Here is a 15,982-nt window from a genome sequence, read left to right as displayed (position 1 = left end):
ATTTATTTTATCGATGTTTTCGGTATTTTATCGATGAAATGCATTGGTTTTTTAAAATTGCCTAAAGAAAAAGTCCAACTCAATGAGTTGGACTTTGTTTTATTTTTGAAAATATGTTTTGACTTAAGCCTAATTGTTAAGTGCTTCTGCAGCTCTTTTACATTTAGCTTGCGCTTAATTGTTAAGTGCCTCTGCACCACCAACAATTTCTAATATTTCGTTGGTAATTGCCGCTTGTCTTGCTTTGTTATACGTTAACTTCAATTGATCTCTTAACTCAGTAGCATTGTCAGTTGCTTTGTGCATTGCTGTCATACGTGCACCATGCTCAGAAGCAAATGAATCTCTGATCGCCTTATACAATTGAGTCTTTAAAGACTTAGGGATTAAGGTCTCTACAATTTCTTGCTTAGAAGGCTCAAAAATGTAATCTAAGTTTGCGTGAGCATCCTCTCCTTCAATTGGTACGATTGGTAAGAATTGTTCAGCCATAATAATCTGCGTTGCAGCATTTTTAAAACTGTTATACACCAATTCAACTTTATCATAATCACCTTCAACAAACTTCTCCATGATCATTTCGGCGATTTCCGCAACATTTTCAAATGTTAGGTCATCGTAAAGATCACTTTTATTAGCAATTACTTTATTGGTCTTTTTAAAAGCATCATTAGCTTTTTTGCCAATTGCTAAATACGATACTTCTTGATTTGCATACGTCTCAGTTGCAAGCCTGTTCACCTCTTTTATAATGTTAGAGTTAAAAGCTCCTGCAAGACCTCTGTTAGAAGTGATAGCAACAATCAAAACATTTTTAACCTCTCTCTGAACAGAATACTTACTACCAGAGTCAGCATCTAAAGTAGCGCTTAAACTTTGTAATAATTCTGTTAACTTATTAGAGTAAGGACGCATCGCAGTAATAGCATCTTGAGCTTTCTTCAATTTAGCAGCAGATACCATTTTCATGGCACTGGTAATCTGCATCGTTGAAGATACTGATGATATTCTGTTACGTATTTCTTTTAAGTTTGCCATTCTTTAATTTATAAAGACTCTTCGACTGCGCTCAGAGTGACATTAGATTAATTATTAAGCTCTGTATTTTCCTGTAAGGTCTTTAGCTACATTAGTTAATGTATCAATAACCTCATCAGTTAATTTACCTGCTTTAAGCGTATCAAGCGTATCTCTATGCTTAGCATTTAAAAATTCGATATAATCTCTTTCGAATTCTTTTACTTTTTCAACAGGAACATCTCTTAACAAGTTCTTAGAACCTGCGTAGATAATTGCAATCTGATCTTCTACAGTATAAGGATCGTTTTGAGCTTGCTTTAAGATCTCAACGTTGCGCTTACCTTTTTCAATTACGTTTAATGTAGATGCATCTAAATCTGAACCAAACTTAGCAAATGCTTCTAATTCACGGAACTGAGCTTGATCTAGTTTTAAAGTACCAGATACCTTCTTCATCGATTTAATCTGAGCATTACCACCAACACGAGATACAGAAATACCTACGTTAATTGCTGGACGTACACCAGAGTTAAATAAATCACCATCCAAGAATATCTGACCATCCGTAATAGAAATTACGTTAGTTGGGATATATGCTGATACGTCACCTGCTTGTGTTTCAATGATAGGTAAAGCCGTTAAAGAACCACCACCTTTTACCATTGGCTTAAGAGAATCAGGTAAATCATTCATTTCTTTAGCAATAGTATCATCGTTGATGATTTTTGCAGAACGCTCTAACAATCTAGAGTGAAGATAGAAAACGTCACCAGGATACGCCTCACGTCCTGGAGGACGACGTAATAATAACGACACCTCACGGTAAGCAACTGCTTGCTTAGATAAATCATCATAAATGATTAATGCCGGACGACCCGTATCTCTAAAGTACTCTCCAATAGAAGCTCCAGTCATTGGTGCATATACTTGCATCGCTGCTGGATCTGACGCATTAGCCGCTACAATTGTAGTATAAGCTAAAGCTCCTCTTTCTTCTAATGTTTTAGCAATGTTTGCTACTGTTGACGCTTTTTGCCCAACTGCAACATATATACAATATACAGGTTCACCTGCATCGTAAAATTCTTTTTGATTTAAGATGGTGTCAATACAAACCGTAGTCTTACCTGTCTGACGGTCACCAATAACCAACTCACGTTGACCTCTACCTACAGGAATCATAGCATCAATCGCCTTAATACCCGTTTGTAATGGCTCAGTTACAGGCTCTCTATAGATAACACCTGGTGCTTTACGCTCTACAGGCATTTCATAAGTTTCACCAGTAATTGGTCCTTTACCATCGATTGGGTTACCTAAAGTATCCACAACACGTCCAACGATACCTTCACCTACTTTTACAGAGGCAATACGCTCAGTACGCTTTACAGTCGATCCTTCTTTTACACCAGTAGAAGCACCTAATAATACGATACCTACGTTATCTTCTTCAAGGTTAAGTACAATACCTTCTGCACCACCTTCGAATTCTACTAATTCACCATATTGTGCGTTAGCCAATCCATAAGCACGTACAATACCATCACCTACAGTTAATACTGTTCCTACTTCGTCTAATGAAGCGCTTGCTTCAAAACCTGAAAGTTGTTGTTTTAAGATTGCTGATATCTCAGCTGGTTTTACTTCTGCCATCTCTATTTAATTTTGAATTCAAAATTCTGAATTCTGAATTATTTCAATTTAATGTAAATTCTCTTTTTAGTTTATCGAGTTTGTTTGCGATACTAGCATTGTACTGTGTATCTCCAACTCGTAAAATGAAACCACCTAGAATGCTTTCATCTATAATATTTTCTATTTCTGCGTCTTTACCAGTTAATTCCTTAACCTTAGCTAAAACCTTAGTCTTTAAATCTGCTGTTAAAGGCACTGCTGTAGTAACCTTAGCAATTTGACTTCCTCTTAATTGATCGAATAACTGAACGTAACTTGAAGCTACTTCGTTTAAGAGTGCTAATCGTTTGTTTGAGATTAAAGTATCTATCAGGTTTTCTGTATTAGCACTTACTTTTGAAAATACAGAAGACAATACAGACTTTTTGTCTGAAGATCTTACAACAGGACTCTGAAGCACTTGTCTAAGCTCATCACTTTGAGAAATAGTTTCTGAAATAAGTTTCATATCCCTATTAACCGCTTCTGCTGCGTTTTGATCTTGTGCTAAGCTTAAAACCGCTTTAGCATATCTTACTGCTGCTCTTGATCCTGCCATTTATCCTTAGTTTAATTTTGCTTCACCTAACATGCCTTCAACCAATTTCAATTGCTTGTCTTTGTTAGATAATTCTTCGCGCACTACTTTTTCAGCGATTTCTATTGATAAACCAGCAACATGACTCTTTAGCTCAGCCATTGCAGCTTTCTTTTCGCTTTCTATAGCCGCTTGCGCCTTCTCAATGATCTTACTTGCTTTTTCTTGTGCTTCTGTTTCAGCTCTAGCAATAGTCTGCTCTCTTATTTCACGAGCATCCTTAAGCATAGCCTCACGTTCTACACGCGCTTCTTGTAAAATACGCTCGTTATCTGCTTGAAGGTTTTCCATTTCCTTGCGTGCATTCTCAGCAGAAGCTAAGGCATTTTTTATACCTTCTTCTCTTTCACTAACGGCACCAAGAATAGGTCTCCAAGCAAACTTTCTTAATAAAAACAATAATATTAGGAAGGTAATTACCGTCCAAAATACTAATCCAAATCCAGGTTTAATTAAATCCATGTTTTATAAATGCTTTTTAATCTAAATTTTATTCTCCATAGCCAAAGCCACATGGAGAATGATAAAAATTACAGAAGCAACCAACCGTTACTTCTGTAATTAGTTTTAATCATAATTATACGATTAACGCTGCTACAACGCCAAATAGCGCTACCGCTTCTACGAAGGCTGCTAAAATTAATGCAGAAGATTGAATCTTACCGTGCATTTCTGGTTGACGTGCCATAGCTTCCATAGCAGATCCACCAATTTTACCAATACCTACACCAGCTCCGATAGCTGCTAAACCAGCTCCAATAGCTGCAATTCCAGTAATAGTCATAATATAAAATTTAAATTAATTAATGATGCGCTTCTTCAGTTGCCATCCCAAAATAAAGGGCAGACAATACTGTAAATATATAGGCTTGAATTGCAGTTACCACAATTTCAATAATTCCGATAAATAACGAGAATGCTACTGAAACTGGTGCTACAGCCCAAGTCTTAAATATAAATATCAAAGACATTAATGCTAAAATGATAATGTGTCCTGCTGTAATGTTAGCAAACAAACGAATCATAAGCGAAATTGGCTTTGTAAATATTCCTATTAATTCTATTGGCATTAAAAATATTTTCATTGGTACAGGTACACCTGGCATCCAGAAAATATGCTTCCAATAGTTTTTGTTTCCACTAAATGTTGTGATGATAAATGTGAATAGTGCCAATACCATTGTAAAAGCAATATTACCACTAAGGTTAGCTCCGTTTAAAATTGGAATCAGACCGAAAATATTGTTAATCCAGATAAAGAAAAATACCGTTAACAAATAAGGCATGTACCTTTTGTACTTATGCTCACCAATCATTGGTTTTGCGATTTCGTCTCTTACAAAAACAACAAGCGGCTCAACAAAGCTTCCAATACCAGAAGGCACATTGTTCTTGCTCTTTTTGTAACTTTTTGCTGCAGCAAAGAAAATCAGTATCAAGACAATAACCGAAACCCACATCATAAAGACGTTTCTTGTTATAGATATATCTATTGGTCGTTCTGCATTGGTAGGATGTCCTTCTTCGTCTAACTTTACTTCTGTTTCACCCTCATTAAGTTGATATACTTTTTCGTGAACGTTAACGAACTTGCCTCCATTTTTTTCCACCACTTCATGTCCGTGATAGTCATGGTGAAATTCTGAAGACATAAATGTAGTTAAACCATTATCTGTCCAAAGAATAACAGGTAATGGAATGGTAATGTGCTTTTCGTCTTCTTTACCTTCGTTAAACGTGATAATGTGCATGCCATAGGCATCTTTAACGTGATGCATGATCATTGACTTAGCGTCAAATTTTTCATCATCTCCTTGCTCTTTAGCATCCTTGGCAAAACCAAAACTAAATACGGATAAAAACAGAACTGTAAATACTGTACGCTTTAAGGTGCTTAACGTCATTCTTTGTGGCTTTAAAATACCTTGTTTTAAATTCGCTGCAAATGTACGTACATTATATGAATTGACAAACAATAATTTCGCTATAATTTTTCAGGTCTTTTAATCGGTAAAATCAATTGATTTAAAGGCGTGTTAGAAACCTAAAAATTACTGTTTTTGAAGAAATTTTGTCAAGGCAAAAACTTCAAAGAATAAAAACAAGAAATACGGAATGAAAAAATTAAAAACATCTGGTTGTTTGTTTTCAAAATCCGAAAGTATCAAAGGCAATAGGAAGACAATAGCCAATGCCATCTTTACAAAAGTCATAATCATAAAGACATTAAAAATGTCTGTTTTACCTGAGGAATATCTATAATTGATAATAGTATATAGGACAAGTGTAATAACGAAATGTAAAACATAAATCTGCCAAACAGGAAAAAAGAATATTCTCTCAAAGGCAAAGTGATGTAGCAAATAGCTGTGAATTCCAAATAAAACCGCACTAATCCCTATAAGTTGTAATACAAATGATATCTGTCGTTTCTTAAAGGCTTCCATTTTAATTTTCTTTTGAAGCTGCAATAATACGTCTAATTACAAAAACAATTGAAAGAACCACGGATAATAAAGACAATATTATAGTATAAAGGTTATGCTCATTAGGATAGTACTCGTCTAGTTTTACACCAGCATAAGTGCCAACACCAATAATGGCAAACATTTGCAAAGCGATACTAGAAAAACGAGCGTATGTATTAAGCTTGTCTTTCTGGTCTTTGAGAGGCTTGTGTGGCTTGTGTGGCTTTGACTTGTTGCTGCTCTGGTTGTTTTGGTTTAACTGGCTCATTAGGTAATGCTTTTACTGTACCCTTCATACTACATGTTGCGTTAAATGTAGCGCCTGGCTCAACAGCTAATTTACTCGTATGGACTTCACCCTCTATGTGTGCTGTGGTTTTTAAAGACAATGTGCCAGATAGTATTAGCTTACCAGAGAATTTACCTTCAAAATCAGCATTTTCACCCTGTAAGGTACCTTTAATGAATCCTGATTTGCCAATTACGACTTTACCCGAAGTTTTTACATTCCCTTCTACAGTGCCATCTATTCTAAAAGGCCCTTCACTTGCTATATCTCCAACAATTTTAGTGCCCTTTGCTATAATATTCTGTTGCGTACTTGTTTCCATAGTCGTTGTTTGTTTAGGTTTCTTGTTGTCTGAGGAAAACATGATGATTTGGTTTTAATTTACTCTAATTTTAGATATGTGTTCAAATTCTTATGGCGTTGGATAATAGCATAATTTGGCGAGGAAATTGCAATATATTCTTTTGTTATTTTTGGTTTTACCGGTCGTCCTCGACTATCTCTTTCGTCTGATTGCAATAATTGGGCAAAACCACTAGCACCCTGAATACTAGTTAGACCGTGTACAACTACAAAGGTAGTGTTTTCGTTATAGACATCTATTGACGTGGTTAAATCAAAGTACTTTATCTTTTTTTCAATTTCTTCATTTAAGGTTTTTACAAAGGCTTCTATATCTTCACCAGACCCTTTTTCAAATTGATAAATCACATTAAAATTCTTCGCTACGTCGTCCGATACAAAATCTTTTTTAGCCAATGCAGGAATAGCATTATTCAATATTTCTTGAGCCTTTTTACCTTCTTCAGAATTTGGATAGGTCAGTGCAATGTGATTAATACCTTCTTTATATGCCTCAAACCCATAAAGACGGCCTTTGGCAGAGGCTTTTAAAATCTCGAACTTTGGCAAAAAGTCGTCGCCTTCTAAACGTTTTATTTGAATATCTGCTTCAATGATTACTTCTTGGTATTCTTGATTTTCAAACTTTTTATAAAGATTGGTGTAAATCACTTCTGGACTGTTTTCATCCTTAGCCAATTCTGACTGAGGGTTCAACAGGATTTCTGCATAACGGGAATCTGGGTAATTAGCGACAATGTCTCCCTTCATCGCTTCAGCCTTTCTATTTAAACCTAGTTCAACATAAATCTTATAAAGATTATATTTTGAAGGAAGAATTAATCGATCTTCAGGATTGTTATTTAATAAATCTTCGAAACGAGATTTGGACAATTCAAACTCTCTGAATTTTTCTTTGTAGATAATTCCCAGTTGATAATAGGCAAAGTTTCTTTCTTTTGCTATGCTATCGATGTCAGCTTCATCTGTAGGTAGAGAGGCTATGTATGTTTCAGGATTGTAAAGCTCTTCGCTTCCTTTGCTTTGCGATATGCTTTCTTGTTTATCAGCAGCTTTAATACCAGCACGTTGATCTGAAAGCCTCCAATTATCCTGAAGCTTTCGTTCTCCCCAAAGTCTTAAGAATTCATTTTTACCGTAAGCCACAGTTGTTGGATTATAGAAATAAAAACTACTGCCACCACCATCTTTAGTGTTAAATTCTCCAGGCAAACCTCTCGGACTTATACTTGCTTTTCGGTTATTGTCCTTTATGTTATTTGTTGCCGCGTTTTTTCTTACCTCCTGCTTTTTTAATTCTTCTTCTTTGAGTTTTTCTTCTTCTAGCGCTTTAGCTTTTAGTTCTTCGGTATGTTTAACATAAATGGCCAACTGCTCTTCCTTTGGAAGATTGATTATGTGTAAAATACTATCATTGGCTCGAGCTATGTCTTCGTAATAAATGACGTCATCTAGATTTTCGCGCTTTCTCTTAATAATTCTAAAGGGCTTTGAATTTTGTACCATAGCGGTCATGGTGCTGTCATAATAGGCGCCAGCTGTTTTATAGGCGTTTCTGTCAAAATACATATTGCCGAGTGTCTCATAGTTGAGTGCTCTTAAATATTTGTCTGATGACGTTTTTCTTAAGGATTTATTATAATATGCTTCTGCTAAACTATCTGATGCTCTATTGCGGTGAAACTCTGCAATACGATAATAAATTTTATCTAGGAAAGGCCTGTTTTCACGATTTTCTTCAAGTTCTGTCAGATATTCCTGAAAGGCCACCTCATCACCATCCACAGCATCAAAATTATAGGATTTTTCTAAGTGAGCGTTAATATAAAACGATCTAGGAATTTGTCTGTGCATCTCTATAATGGCGTCAAACTCCATATTGGCACTATCTCTTTCTTCCATCTCATTGTATAGCTGACCTCTAATAAAATGAAAACGAGCCTTTTCACTCTTCACTTTAGTGTTTTCAGCAGCAACACCAAGCAATGATATAGCACTATCTTTAGCTTTAATGTTAATATAGGCCTGAGCTAAAGTCGCTGTGGCATCTGCCAGATCTTGCCCTTCTATCTCTTCTTCTTTGAGTAAACGTTCAAGTTTATTTATAGCACCTATATTATTGTCTAAGCGCATATTGGCTTTTTCTCGCCATATCTTTACCTGATTGATTTTATCGCTCGTAGGATATTTATTCAAGATGTTGTTAAATGCTGCTAAAGCAGGTACAAAACGCTGGTCGTAATACCGTGCCTTACCCAATAACAGATAAGCTTCGTCTATTTGTGGGTTTTTTTCCTTTCCCTGTATATTCATTCCGTGCTTTTGAATAGCTTTAATAGCTTTTTCTTCAGCACGCTCAAAATCTGCGTTTTTAGTTTGACCAGGTAGAAAAATATCTTCGCTAACTTTCATCCGCTCCACAGGAAGCAACTCCCAAAAGTTTTCGGTAAACTCATCATTAACCGCGAGCTTTCCACGTTCTAAGGCTATATTTCCATTGTAGAGAATGTTGTATTTGGTGCCTAAGGCATGAAAATTTCTGTTAATAAAAGTGTCCTTTTTGCGCGAACAACTTTGTGAAATTAGCGCAATACAGAATAGAGATAATATGAGTTTGTAATAGGTCTTCAACGTCGGTTCTATTTGATTAATAGATAACTAAACTATTGGGTTTTTAGTGTGCTAAGTGGTAAAAATAAGCATCTTTTTGAATTTTTGACGCTATTAAACTGTTTTTCGAGGAATTACAAGGTTTTTCTCAATAAAAAAGCTTGTGATTAAATCGTTTGTATAATCACAAGCTTAAAAAATGATTGGTTGATTTTTTTTACTCCTCTTCCTGAGAAACCATACTACCCGCAAAATGCGCTTCGAGTTCTTTTAAAGTTGCAGGATTGGTCTCTAAATCCTTAATGATATCTCCTTTTTCTAACACCACAATACGCTCGCAAACATCTGTAACGTGCATTAAATCGTGACTCGATACAAGTACGGTTACTCCTTTCTTTTTGGCTAGATCTTTAATGATTTGTTTTAGTCGGATTTGTGTAGTTGGGTCTAGGTTAGCAAAGGGCTCGTCTAAGATAATCACTTCAGGATTACCAATAAGTGCAGCAACAATACCTGCTTTCTTTTGGTTTCCTTTACTTAAATCTCTCAAGTATTTTTTTTGCTTAAGAATTTCCCCATGAAAAAAATCTTCAAATTGAGCTAACAATGCGTCGACATCTGCTTTGTTCTGTCCTCTAAGTTCACCTATGAAGTAAAAATATTCTTCTGGTGTTAAGTAACCAATCAAAAATGTTTCGTCAATAAAGGCTGAAGTAAACGGTTTCCAGTCTTCACTTTCATTAACCAAAACATTATTGTTTTTTATATGCCCTGTGGTTGGCTGAATTAAATCTAACAACAAACTGAAATATGTAGTTTTACCAGCACCATTGTTGCCTACAAGTCCAAAACTCTGTCCTTTCGGAATGTTTAAACTATCTATTTTTAAAACCGTATTGCCGTTATATGTTTTTGATAAATTGGATGTTATAATCATAATTTTAATTGTTTTGTTTGTAAGCGACTAGAGTTTTATACTTTTCAGACTTATAAATCTTCTCTATAATACCGAATACCTTGTTTTTAAATAATAATCCTGCTAAGCCTGTAACTGCTACTAATGCAAAGCCTAAGACTTCACTGTAGACAAAATGACCTATAGCATATATAACCATCGGCAATAAGAGTTTTGGAATAGTTAATAGTAAAGTTTTTACGTTAAACGATTTTTTGTCTCCAAACGCTTTTTTTGCAGAGGTTAAGTCTATTGGTGTTTTTATATATGCTCCTCCCCAAAGCACCATGTGAGAATTCACACCAATATTATAAATAGCACCTACAACAACAGCTGCATAGGCTTGCCAACCAAAATAGAGATAAAAGGAAGCAATTATGGTTGTGAAAATAGTGGCAATAACCATAAGATACCATTTCGATTCTAGGTACTCTTTATAACGTATATTCTGACTCATTAAAAGTGGGTAATAAGCACTGTCCCAACTTGGTACGAACTGACCAAAACTAAACAAGAAGCCACCTGAAACAAAAATACCAGCAAAAATTCTCCAGAATGGACCATCATAAGCCTCTATACTTCCTGTAAAAAATAATAATCCATAAAAAATAAAAAGGAAACTCATAAAAATGGTCATCTTAGAACGCTTGTTACGCTTTATGAGTTTTATGTCATTTTTTAAGAATGTTGACACACTACCAAAACGGTCTAACCATATCATATTATCCGTTTCTGCAATATCTACTTTCTTAGCTAAACCTGCATCTAAATAAAAATTGTCTCTAAAATATTTAAATGCCATTTTATAGAGCACAAAAGCCACAATAATTGGAATTATAGCCAAATAAGGTTGATTATAAAATGCTGAAAAAATTGGTGCTGTGAACTGCGTTACATCGAAAATATCAAAATATAACAAAGCGACCAGAGCAACAATGATACCAATTACAGTGAAAAAAATACCGTCTTTACTGTTTACAAAAATATTTATAAAGTTATTACAGTATACAAGAGCGAGCATTGCAATGTGCCAGCCTACAACATTTAATAAAGAATGACCCTCTATAAGCAATACAATGGAAAATGGAATAAAAAAGAAAGCATGCCAAATATTAAAAAACGAAACCATCGTTTTGTTAATCCCAAAACTTACAACTTGATTCTTTTTTAATGGTAAATAGAGTAAGGGCTTGATGTTTACTATAGGCATTTTTTGGAGGAAATACTTTAAAACCAAGTCGAAAATAAAATAGAAGATCAAAAATTTATTAATGATTTTTAATGGTTCTGGATCAACCATTTCTTCGATAATATAATAAGCTCCGATACCTAAGCCCAAAGCATATAATATCATAAAAAATGCTCCAATAATCATTAAGATTTTAAGAGCCAGATTTACTTTAAACGATGCAGAGCGTGTAAAGGCTTTCCATTCGAGATTAATGAAATGTTTTATCATGCTGTTGGTTAGTTTTTTCTATTAGTAAGCTTAATCGTTAATTTGTTACAAACAAATTTAGCATTCCGTCTTGCTTCCTTATTTTTGCATAAATTTATTGCAATGGCACAATTTCATAGTCTTACTATAAAATCAATTGAAAACGTAACTGACAAATCAGTAGCTATAACTTTTGATGTACCTACAAATCTTAAAGATAATTTCCGCTTTATAGCTGGACAATATATAACCTTAAAAACAACTATTGATGGTGAAGAGGTACGTAGAGATTACTCAATTTGCTCGTCCCAAAACAGCGGAGAAGTTACTGTTGCTGTTAAGGCTGTTGAAGACGGAACCTTTTCAATTTACGCCAACGAAAAACTGAAAGCTGGTGATATTATCGACGTTGCAGAACCCAACGGACGCTTTACGTTAAATGCCAATGAAGCCAAAACCAGAACTATTGCGGCTTTTGCAGCTGGTAGTGGTATTACACCTGTTTTGAGTATTGCCAAAACGCTTTTAGAAGAAGAGCCATTTAGCAACTTTATATTGGTTTATGGGAATAAGACTTTAGCAGACGCTATGTTTATCCAAGATTTGCTCGAGCTAAAAAAAACCTACGGAAATCGTTTCCATGCCCATTTTATTTACAGTCAATCACGTGAGGAAAATGCATTATTCGGTCGCATAGAAAAAAGCACGGTAAACCTTATTGTTAAGAATAAATACAAAGGAGTCTCTATTGAGAAATTCTACCTCTGTGGCCCTGAAGAAATGATTCACACGGTAAAAGACGTACTATTAGAAAACGGTATTAAGGAGAAAGATATTTTATTCGAATTGTTTACAGCGCCAGTTGAAAGTGAAAATGATTCTGATATTGAAGTTCCTACCGGAAACTCAAAAATAAAAGTGTTGGTTGATGATGAAGAATTTGAATTTGAAATGTCACAAGAGGATTCTATTCTCGAAGCGACCTTAAAACAAGATATTGATGCTCCATACTCTTGCCAAGGTGGAATTTGCAGTAGTTGTATTGCCAGATTAACGAAAGGGCAAGCAAAAATGCGTCAGAATAATATTCTTACAGATAGTGAAGTTGCAGAAGGATTGGTGTTGACCTGCCAGGCGCATCCTACTTCGGCTAAGGTTGTGGTGGATTATGATGATGTGTAAAGCCCATCCCTAACCCTTCCCAGAAGAAAGGGGATTGATGACGTATTAGGTATCAGACCTTTCAGGTTTTAGAAACCTGACAAGTCTTTTTAATTTTCGAAACAACCTCATCAACTGAAATACTTCCCGCAGCATTCTCGTAACCTTCGGGATATTTATTACCGTAAACTGAGGTAGGTATTAAAGGATATTGCTCTCTATTGGCCACTAATGCATAATCTTCTGGTTGATTGAAAGGCGCAAATCCAGCAAATGGGTGTGTTACTCCCCAAATCGTAATTACTTTTTTACCTAACATTGCCGCCAAGTGTCCGTTACCTGAATCCATAGACAACATCACATCTAAATTAGAGATCAAATCCAGTTCTTCTTCTAAACTCAGTTTCCCAGCTACTGACTTTACATTGTCATATTTCGTTTCGAGATCGTTTAAAATTTTCACCTCCTTATTTCCTCCACCAAATAATATGACATTATGCTCCTTTGAAAGTTGCGCAATAACCTTTTCCATTTTTTCTAATGGATACATCTTGCTTTGGTGAGCAGCGAAAGGTGCAATGCCAATAATTTTTTGTTCAGAATTTGAAATAAAGGATTTTAGTTTTGAAGTCAATTCAGCTCTTTCAGGAAACTGAGGATTGGATAAATCTATTTGATAACCAAGTTGTTCAAACACATCGGCATAGCGTTGATGTGTCGTTTTTAATTGTTGAAATATTCTACCTGAAGTCAAGGCTTTCTTCTCCGCTCTACCTTTATCAATTTGCACAACTTTCTTTCCGGCAAAAAAGAGTTTTAAGATTTTACTTCGCAACACATTGTGCAAATCGGCAACAGCATCAAATTTGAGCGCTTTTAATTCTTTAGAAAGTTTATAAAGCCCAAGAACGCCTTTGTGTTTTCCCTTTAAATCTGCAGCATAAACCTCAACATTTTTTAAATTCGAAAAGAAAGGCTTAAAGAAAGCACTAGTAACCACAGTTATTTTTAAGTCAGGATGTTCTACGGTTAAAGCTCTTAAAACAGGAACTGTCATAGCCACGTCTCCCATGGCAGAAAACCTAATGACGAGTATATGTTTTGTATTTAGCATTTGTTTCAGTAAATGAGATCCTGAAACAAGTTCAGGATGACAAATTACTTTTGTCCCCTAAGTACAGGGTTAAGCTCATCATCATTGTACATCTTCATTTGCTTATACACTTTCATGTATTTGTCTCCGTTCGCAATATCACTCAGCAAATCATCAATTGCGGTACTTAAATCTTTACGTTGCTCCAACAAAACATTAAGCTTTTTTACACAAGCCGCTTTATGAGCCCCAGATGCATTTTCTCTCACGGTTTCTAGGTGCATGTGATAGATTTTTAAAGCCAAAATCGATAAGCGATCTATAGCCCAAGCCGGACTTTCAGAATTTATCTTAGCGTTAGGCTTTACATCTACATCCTTGTATTTATCTAAGAAATAACTATCAATAAACTCAACCGTATCCGTTCTGTCTTGGTTAGACGCATCAATCTTTCGCTTTAATTTTAATGCAGCAACTGGATCGATGTTTGGATCTCTAATGATGTCCTCGTACGCCCACTGAACCGTATCAATCCAACATTTTCTGTACAGTAAATGTGCAATGAGGTCTTCATTTTTATTGTACTTGTTTGTGAACGGCTGATCTACAGTATTAAGAATTTTGTAGGTTTTTATAGCGTCTTGAAATATGGAGTTTGCTTTTTCCGAAAACATGTCTTATAAATTTGAATATGCAAATATAGTTTGAATTATTAACTTAGCGATTGAATTAAAAGCGAATCTATGCACATTCACGACCTCTCAAAAACATCTTCCATACTAAACACATTTATTTCAGAAATAAGAGATAAGGCCATTCAAAACGACAGCATGCGGTTTAGAAGAAACATTGAGAGAATAGGAGAGGTTTTGGGATATGAATTAAGTAAGTCCCTAAACTATGAAGCACACACGACAGAAACTCCGTTTGGTACATCTAACACTGTTTTACATCAAAGTGATATTGTTCTGTGCTCTATTTTAAGAGCAGGAGTGCCGCTTCACAACGGATTGTTAAACTATTTTGATGCTGCTGAAAATGCTTTTATTTCGGCCTATAGACAACATAAGCATAATCCTGAGAGTTTTGAAATTGTGGTGGAGTATTTAGCATGCCCTAGTTTGGAAAACAAAACACTTATTCTAGCCGACCCAATGTTGGCAACCGGCCAGTCCATGGTCGCGACATTTGAAGCATTAAAACCATTTGGTAACCCAAAAGAAGTTCACTTAGTGAGTGTTATTGGTGCTCAAAAAGGTGTTGATTATGTTGCTAATGCTTTTGATGCTGAATCCCATCTCTGGATTGCAGCGGTAGACGACACTTTAAATGACAAAGGTTATATCGTTCCTGGTCTCGGTGATGCTGGCGATTTAGCCTACGGCAATAAATTACAGGAATAAGGCAAGTATTGGCGTTATAATTAACAAGACTACAAAAACCTCTTTAAACCATCGTTCTGAGATCACCTCAATATAATTGGCCATAATTATAGAGAATGGTGCAAACAAAAATATAAACTCACTGCCATTTTTTACGGGAGCTATAATTGCTACCAATATAGCGATTATTGAAGACCACGCTATGAGAAAATAAGACGGCCTCAGTTTCTTGTTCTTATCCGGAAGGATTCTAAAGAAATAGATAAGTATCCATACAAAAGTTGCGAATAGTACCGTAAACTTCAGTACGCTCCCTTTACTGTTATACGGTGTGTAATCTAAACTCGCAAAGCGTTGAAAGTTTGTTGGCCTTATAAAATTATCGTGAACAATAATATTGTAGACCAATAGTAAAACAATAACTGTTGCCACACCAACAAAAGGAATAATGGTGTTTTTAACGTCGTTTTGCGAATGATAAATCAATGCAACTATGACTAATGCAAAAAACAGAATTGCCCAAAAATAAAAAAGAGTAGCCAACATTAGCCAAAAACCAGCATCGAATAATTTTTTCTTAATGTGAAGGTTGGTGTGCAAGCTTATAATGCGTCTTAAAGCAAAAAGGACGAATAAATTAGCAAATAGAATATCGGAATAACGAAGTGCTTCTGGGAACATTGCGAACAGCAAACCAAATGTCATTAAAGCATAACTGTTTTTTTTTGTGAGGTTGTTTTTTGAAATTATAAAATCGATGAGAAACACCAAAAACAAAGCAACTATCAATTTAACTAGTGCCTTTAAGGTGCTGTCTAAATCACCAAATAAGGTATTGATATTTGTAATTACAAAAAGTAGCGCAACAAAAACTGTAACTATTATATAGTTTATAGGTTTAGATTTACTAAAAATGCTTGTAATCATTAAC

General features: G+C 35.2%; 17 protein-coding genes. 2 read left to right on the top strand and 15 right to left on the bottom strand.

Annotation, left to right across the window (positions count from 1 at the left end; translation table 11 throughout):
• Positions 1 to 174 precede the first annotated feature (174 nt).
• From atpG to F1003_RS09860, 12 genes are all read right to left on the bottom strand, one after another.
• On the bottom strand, positions 175 to 1,038 hold the full coding sequence (gene atpG, locus F1003_RS09915) for an ATP synthase F1 subunit gamma (protein ID WP_155089249.1): 864 nt from the start codon (positions 1,036 to 1,038) through the stop codon (positions 175 to 177).
• Positions 1,039 to 1,092: 54 nt separating this feature from the next.
• Positions 1,093 to 2,673, bottom strand: coding sequence for a F0F1 ATP synthase subunit alpha (gene atpA, locus F1003_RS09910; protein WP_155089248.1), 1,581 nt, complete (start codon positions 2,671 to 2,673; stop codon positions 1,093 to 1,095).
• 43 nt (positions 2,674 to 2,716) lie between these two features.
• Positions 2,717 to 3,253 (bottom strand): ATP synthase F1 subunit delta, encoded by a 537-nt coding sequence (gene atpH / locus F1003_RS09905; protein WP_155089247.1) that lies wholly within the window; start codon positions 3,251 to 3,253, stop codon positions 2,717 to 2,719.
• Between the two features lie 6 nt (positions 3,254 to 3,259).
• Complete coding sequence (locus F1003_RS09900) at positions 3,260 to 3,754, bottom strand: F0F1 ATP synthase subunit B (RefSeq protein WP_155089246.1); 495 nt, start codon at positions 3,752 to 3,754, stop codon at positions 3,260 to 3,262.
• A gap of 115 nt (positions 3,755 to 3,869) precedes the next feature.
• Positions 3,870 to 4,076: an ATP synthase F0 subunit C gene (atpE, locus tag F1003_RS09895; protein WP_103050608.1), complete on the bottom strand. Its 207-nt coding sequence runs from the start codon at positions 4,074 to 4,076 to the stop codon at positions 3,870 to 3,872.
• Between the two features lie 19 nt (positions 4,077 to 4,095).
• Positions 4,096 to 5,196: a F0F1 ATP synthase subunit A gene (gene atpB / locus F1003_RS09890; protein WP_155089245.1), complete on the bottom strand. Its 1,101-nt coding sequence runs from the start codon at positions 5,194 to 5,196 to the stop codon at positions 4,096 to 4,098.
• 147 nt (positions 5,197 to 5,343) lie between these two features.
• Complete coding sequence (locus F1003_RS09885; protein WP_155089244.1) at positions 5,344 to 5,739, bottom strand: hypothetical protein; 396 nt, start codon at positions 5,737 to 5,739, stop codon at positions 5,344 to 5,346.
• Position 5,740: 1 nt separating this feature from the next.
• The gene (locus F1003_RS17180) at positions 5,741 to 6,028 is read right to left on the bottom strand and encodes an AtpZ/AtpI family protein (RefSeq protein ID WP_155089243.1); all 288 of its coding nucleotides are present in this window, start codon (positions 6,026 to 6,028) and stop codon (positions 5,741 to 5,743) included.
• Positions 5,937 to 6,413, bottom strand: a complete 477-nt coding sequence (locus tag F1003_RS09875; protein WP_155089242.1) for a bactofilin family protein — start codon at positions 6,411 to 6,413, stop codon at positions 5,937 to 5,939. The genes F1003_RS17180 and F1003_RS09875 overlap by 92 nt, the downstream gene beginning before the upstream one ends.
• 17 nt (positions 6,414 to 6,430) lie before the next feature.
• Entirely contained in the window at positions 6,431 to 9,043 is a 2,613-nt protein-coding gene (gene porW, locus F1003_RS09870) for a type IX secretion system periplasmic lipoprotein PorW/SprE (protein ID WP_155089241.1), read from the bottom strand.
• Positions 9,044 to 9,239: 196 nt separating this feature from the next.
• The gene (locus F1003_RS09865) at positions 9,240 to 9,959 is read right to left on the bottom strand and encodes an ABC transporter ATP-binding protein (RefSeq protein ID WP_155089240.1); all 720 of its coding nucleotides are present in this window, start codon (positions 9,957 to 9,959) and stop codon (positions 9,240 to 9,242) included.
• 4 nt (positions 9,960 to 9,963) lie between these two features.
• Positions 9,964 to 11,436: a DUF5687 family protein gene (locus F1003_RS09860; protein WP_155089239.1), complete on the bottom strand. Its 1,473-nt coding sequence runs from the start codon at positions 11,434 to 11,436 to the stop codon at positions 9,964 to 9,966.
• 102 nt (positions 11,437 to 11,538) lie between these two features.
• Here F1003_RS09860 and F1003_RS09855 point away from each other — a divergent pair, with 102 nt between their 5' ends.
• The gene (locus F1003_RS09855; RefSeq protein WP_155089238.1) at positions 11,539 to 12,597 is read left to right on the top strand and encodes a ferredoxin--NADP reductase; all 1,059 of its coding nucleotides are present in this window, start codon (positions 11,539 to 11,541) and stop codon (positions 12,595 to 12,597) included.
• A 61-nt stretch (positions 12,598 to 12,658) separates the two neighbouring features.
• Here F1003_RS09855 and F1003_RS09850 read toward each other — a convergent pair whose 3' ends face one another.
• A complete protein-coding gene (locus F1003_RS09850; protein WP_235898308.1) occupies positions 12,659 to 13,690 on the bottom strand; it encodes a glycosyltransferase family 9 protein in 1,032 nt (343 codons plus the stop codon).
• A 44-nt stretch (positions 13,691 to 13,734) separates the two neighbouring features.
• Positions 13,735 to 14,343, bottom strand: a complete 609-nt coding sequence (locus tag F1003_RS09845; protein ID WP_155089237.1) for a DUF4254 domain-containing protein — start codon at positions 14,341 to 14,343, stop codon at positions 13,735 to 13,737.
• Positions 14,344 to 14,412: 69 nt separating this feature from the next.
• Here F1003_RS09845 and upp point away from each other — a divergent pair, with 69 nt between their 5' ends.
• On the top strand, positions 14,413 to 15,072 hold the full coding sequence (gene upp / locus F1003_RS09840) for a uracil phosphoribosyltransferase (protein WP_155089236.1): 660 nt from the start codon (positions 14,413 to 14,415) through the stop codon (positions 15,070 to 15,072).
• On the opposite strand, the gene F1003_RS09835 is transcribed toward upp, so the two are convergent.
• Positions 15,061 to 15,978 carry a DUF6427 family protein gene (locus F1003_RS09835; RefSeq protein WP_155089235.1) on the bottom strand — a complete coding sequence of 306 codons (918 nt, stop codon included), beginning with the start codon at positions 15,976 to 15,978 and terminating at the stop codon, positions 15,061 to 15,063. The two genes, upp and F1003_RS09835, sit on opposite strands and share 12 nt — an antisense overlap.
• Between the last annotated feature and the right edge of the window lie 4 nt (positions 15,979 to 15,982).

It is taken from the genome of Winogradskyella ouciana, from assembly GCF_009709615.1.
Taxonomy (GTDB): Bacteria; Bacteroidota; Bacteroidia; order Flavobacteriales; family Flavobacteriaceae; genus Winogradskyella; species Winogradskyella ouciana.
The sequence above is the reverse complement of the archived record's forward strand: the minus strand, read 5'-3'. Positions and strand labels throughout refer to the sequence as shown.

Bases quoted from the DNA above. Each gene is read 5' to 3' on its own strand.
- atpE (WP_103050608.1), bottom strand. From the start codon at position 4,076: ATGACTATTACTGGAATTGCAGCTATTGGAGCTGGTTTAGCAGCTATC.
- F1003_RS09885 (WP_155089244.1), bottom strand. From the start codon at position 5,739: ATGGAAGCCTTTAAGAAACGACAGATATCATTTGTATTACAACTTATA.
- F1003_RS09855 (WP_155089238.1), top strand. From the start codon at position 11,539: ATGGCACAATTTCATAGTCTTACTATAAAATCAATTGAAAACGTAACT.
- atpB (WP_155089245.1), bottom strand. From the start codon at position 5,196: ATGACGTTAAGCACCTTAAAGCGTACAGTATTTACAGTTCTGTTTTTA.
- F1003_RS09860 (WP_155089239.1), bottom strand. From the start codon at position 11,436: ATGATAAAACATTTCATTAATCTCGAATGGAAAGCCTTTACACGCTCT.
- atpA (WP_155089248.1), bottom strand. From the start codon at position 2,673: ATGGCAGAAGTAAAACCAGCTGAGATATCAGCAATCTTAAAACAACAA.
- F1003_RS17180 (WP_155089243.1), bottom strand. From the start codon at position 6,028: ATGAGCCAGTTAAACCAAAACAACCAGAGCAGCAACAAGTCAAAGCCA.
- atpG (WP_155089249.1), bottom strand. From the start codon at position 1,038: ATGGCAAACTTAAAAGAAATACGTAACAGAATATCATCAGTATCTTCA.
- F1003_RS09850 (WP_235898308.1), bottom strand. From the start codon at position 13,690: ATGCTAAATACAAAACATATACTCGTCATTAGGTTTTCTGCCATGGGA.
- F1003_RS09875 (WP_155089242.1), bottom strand. From the start codon at position 6,413: ATGTTTTCCTCAGACAACAAGAAACCTAAACAAACAACGACTATGGAA.
- F1003_RS09835 (WP_155089235.1), bottom strand. From the start codon at position 15,978: ATGATTACAAGCATTTTTAGTAAATCTAAACCTATAAACTATATAATA.
- F1003_RS09900 (WP_155089246.1), bottom strand. From the start codon at position 3,754: ATGGATTTAATTAAACCTGGATTTGGATTAGTATTTTGGACGGTAATT.
- F1003_RS09845 (WP_155089237.1), bottom strand. From the start codon at position 14,343: ATGTTTTCGGAAAAAGCAAACTCCATATTTCAAGACGCTATAAAAACC.
- atpH (WP_155089247.1), bottom strand. From the start codon at position 3,253: ATGGCAGGATCAAGAGCAGCAGTAAGATATGCTAAAGCGGTTTTAAGC.
- upp (WP_155089236.1), top strand. From the start codon at position 14,413: ATGCACATTCACGACCTCTCAAAAACATCTTCCATACTAAACACATTT.
- F1003_RS09865 (WP_155089240.1), bottom strand. From the start codon at position 9,959: ATGATTATAACATCCAATTTATCAAAAACATATAACGGCAATACGGTT.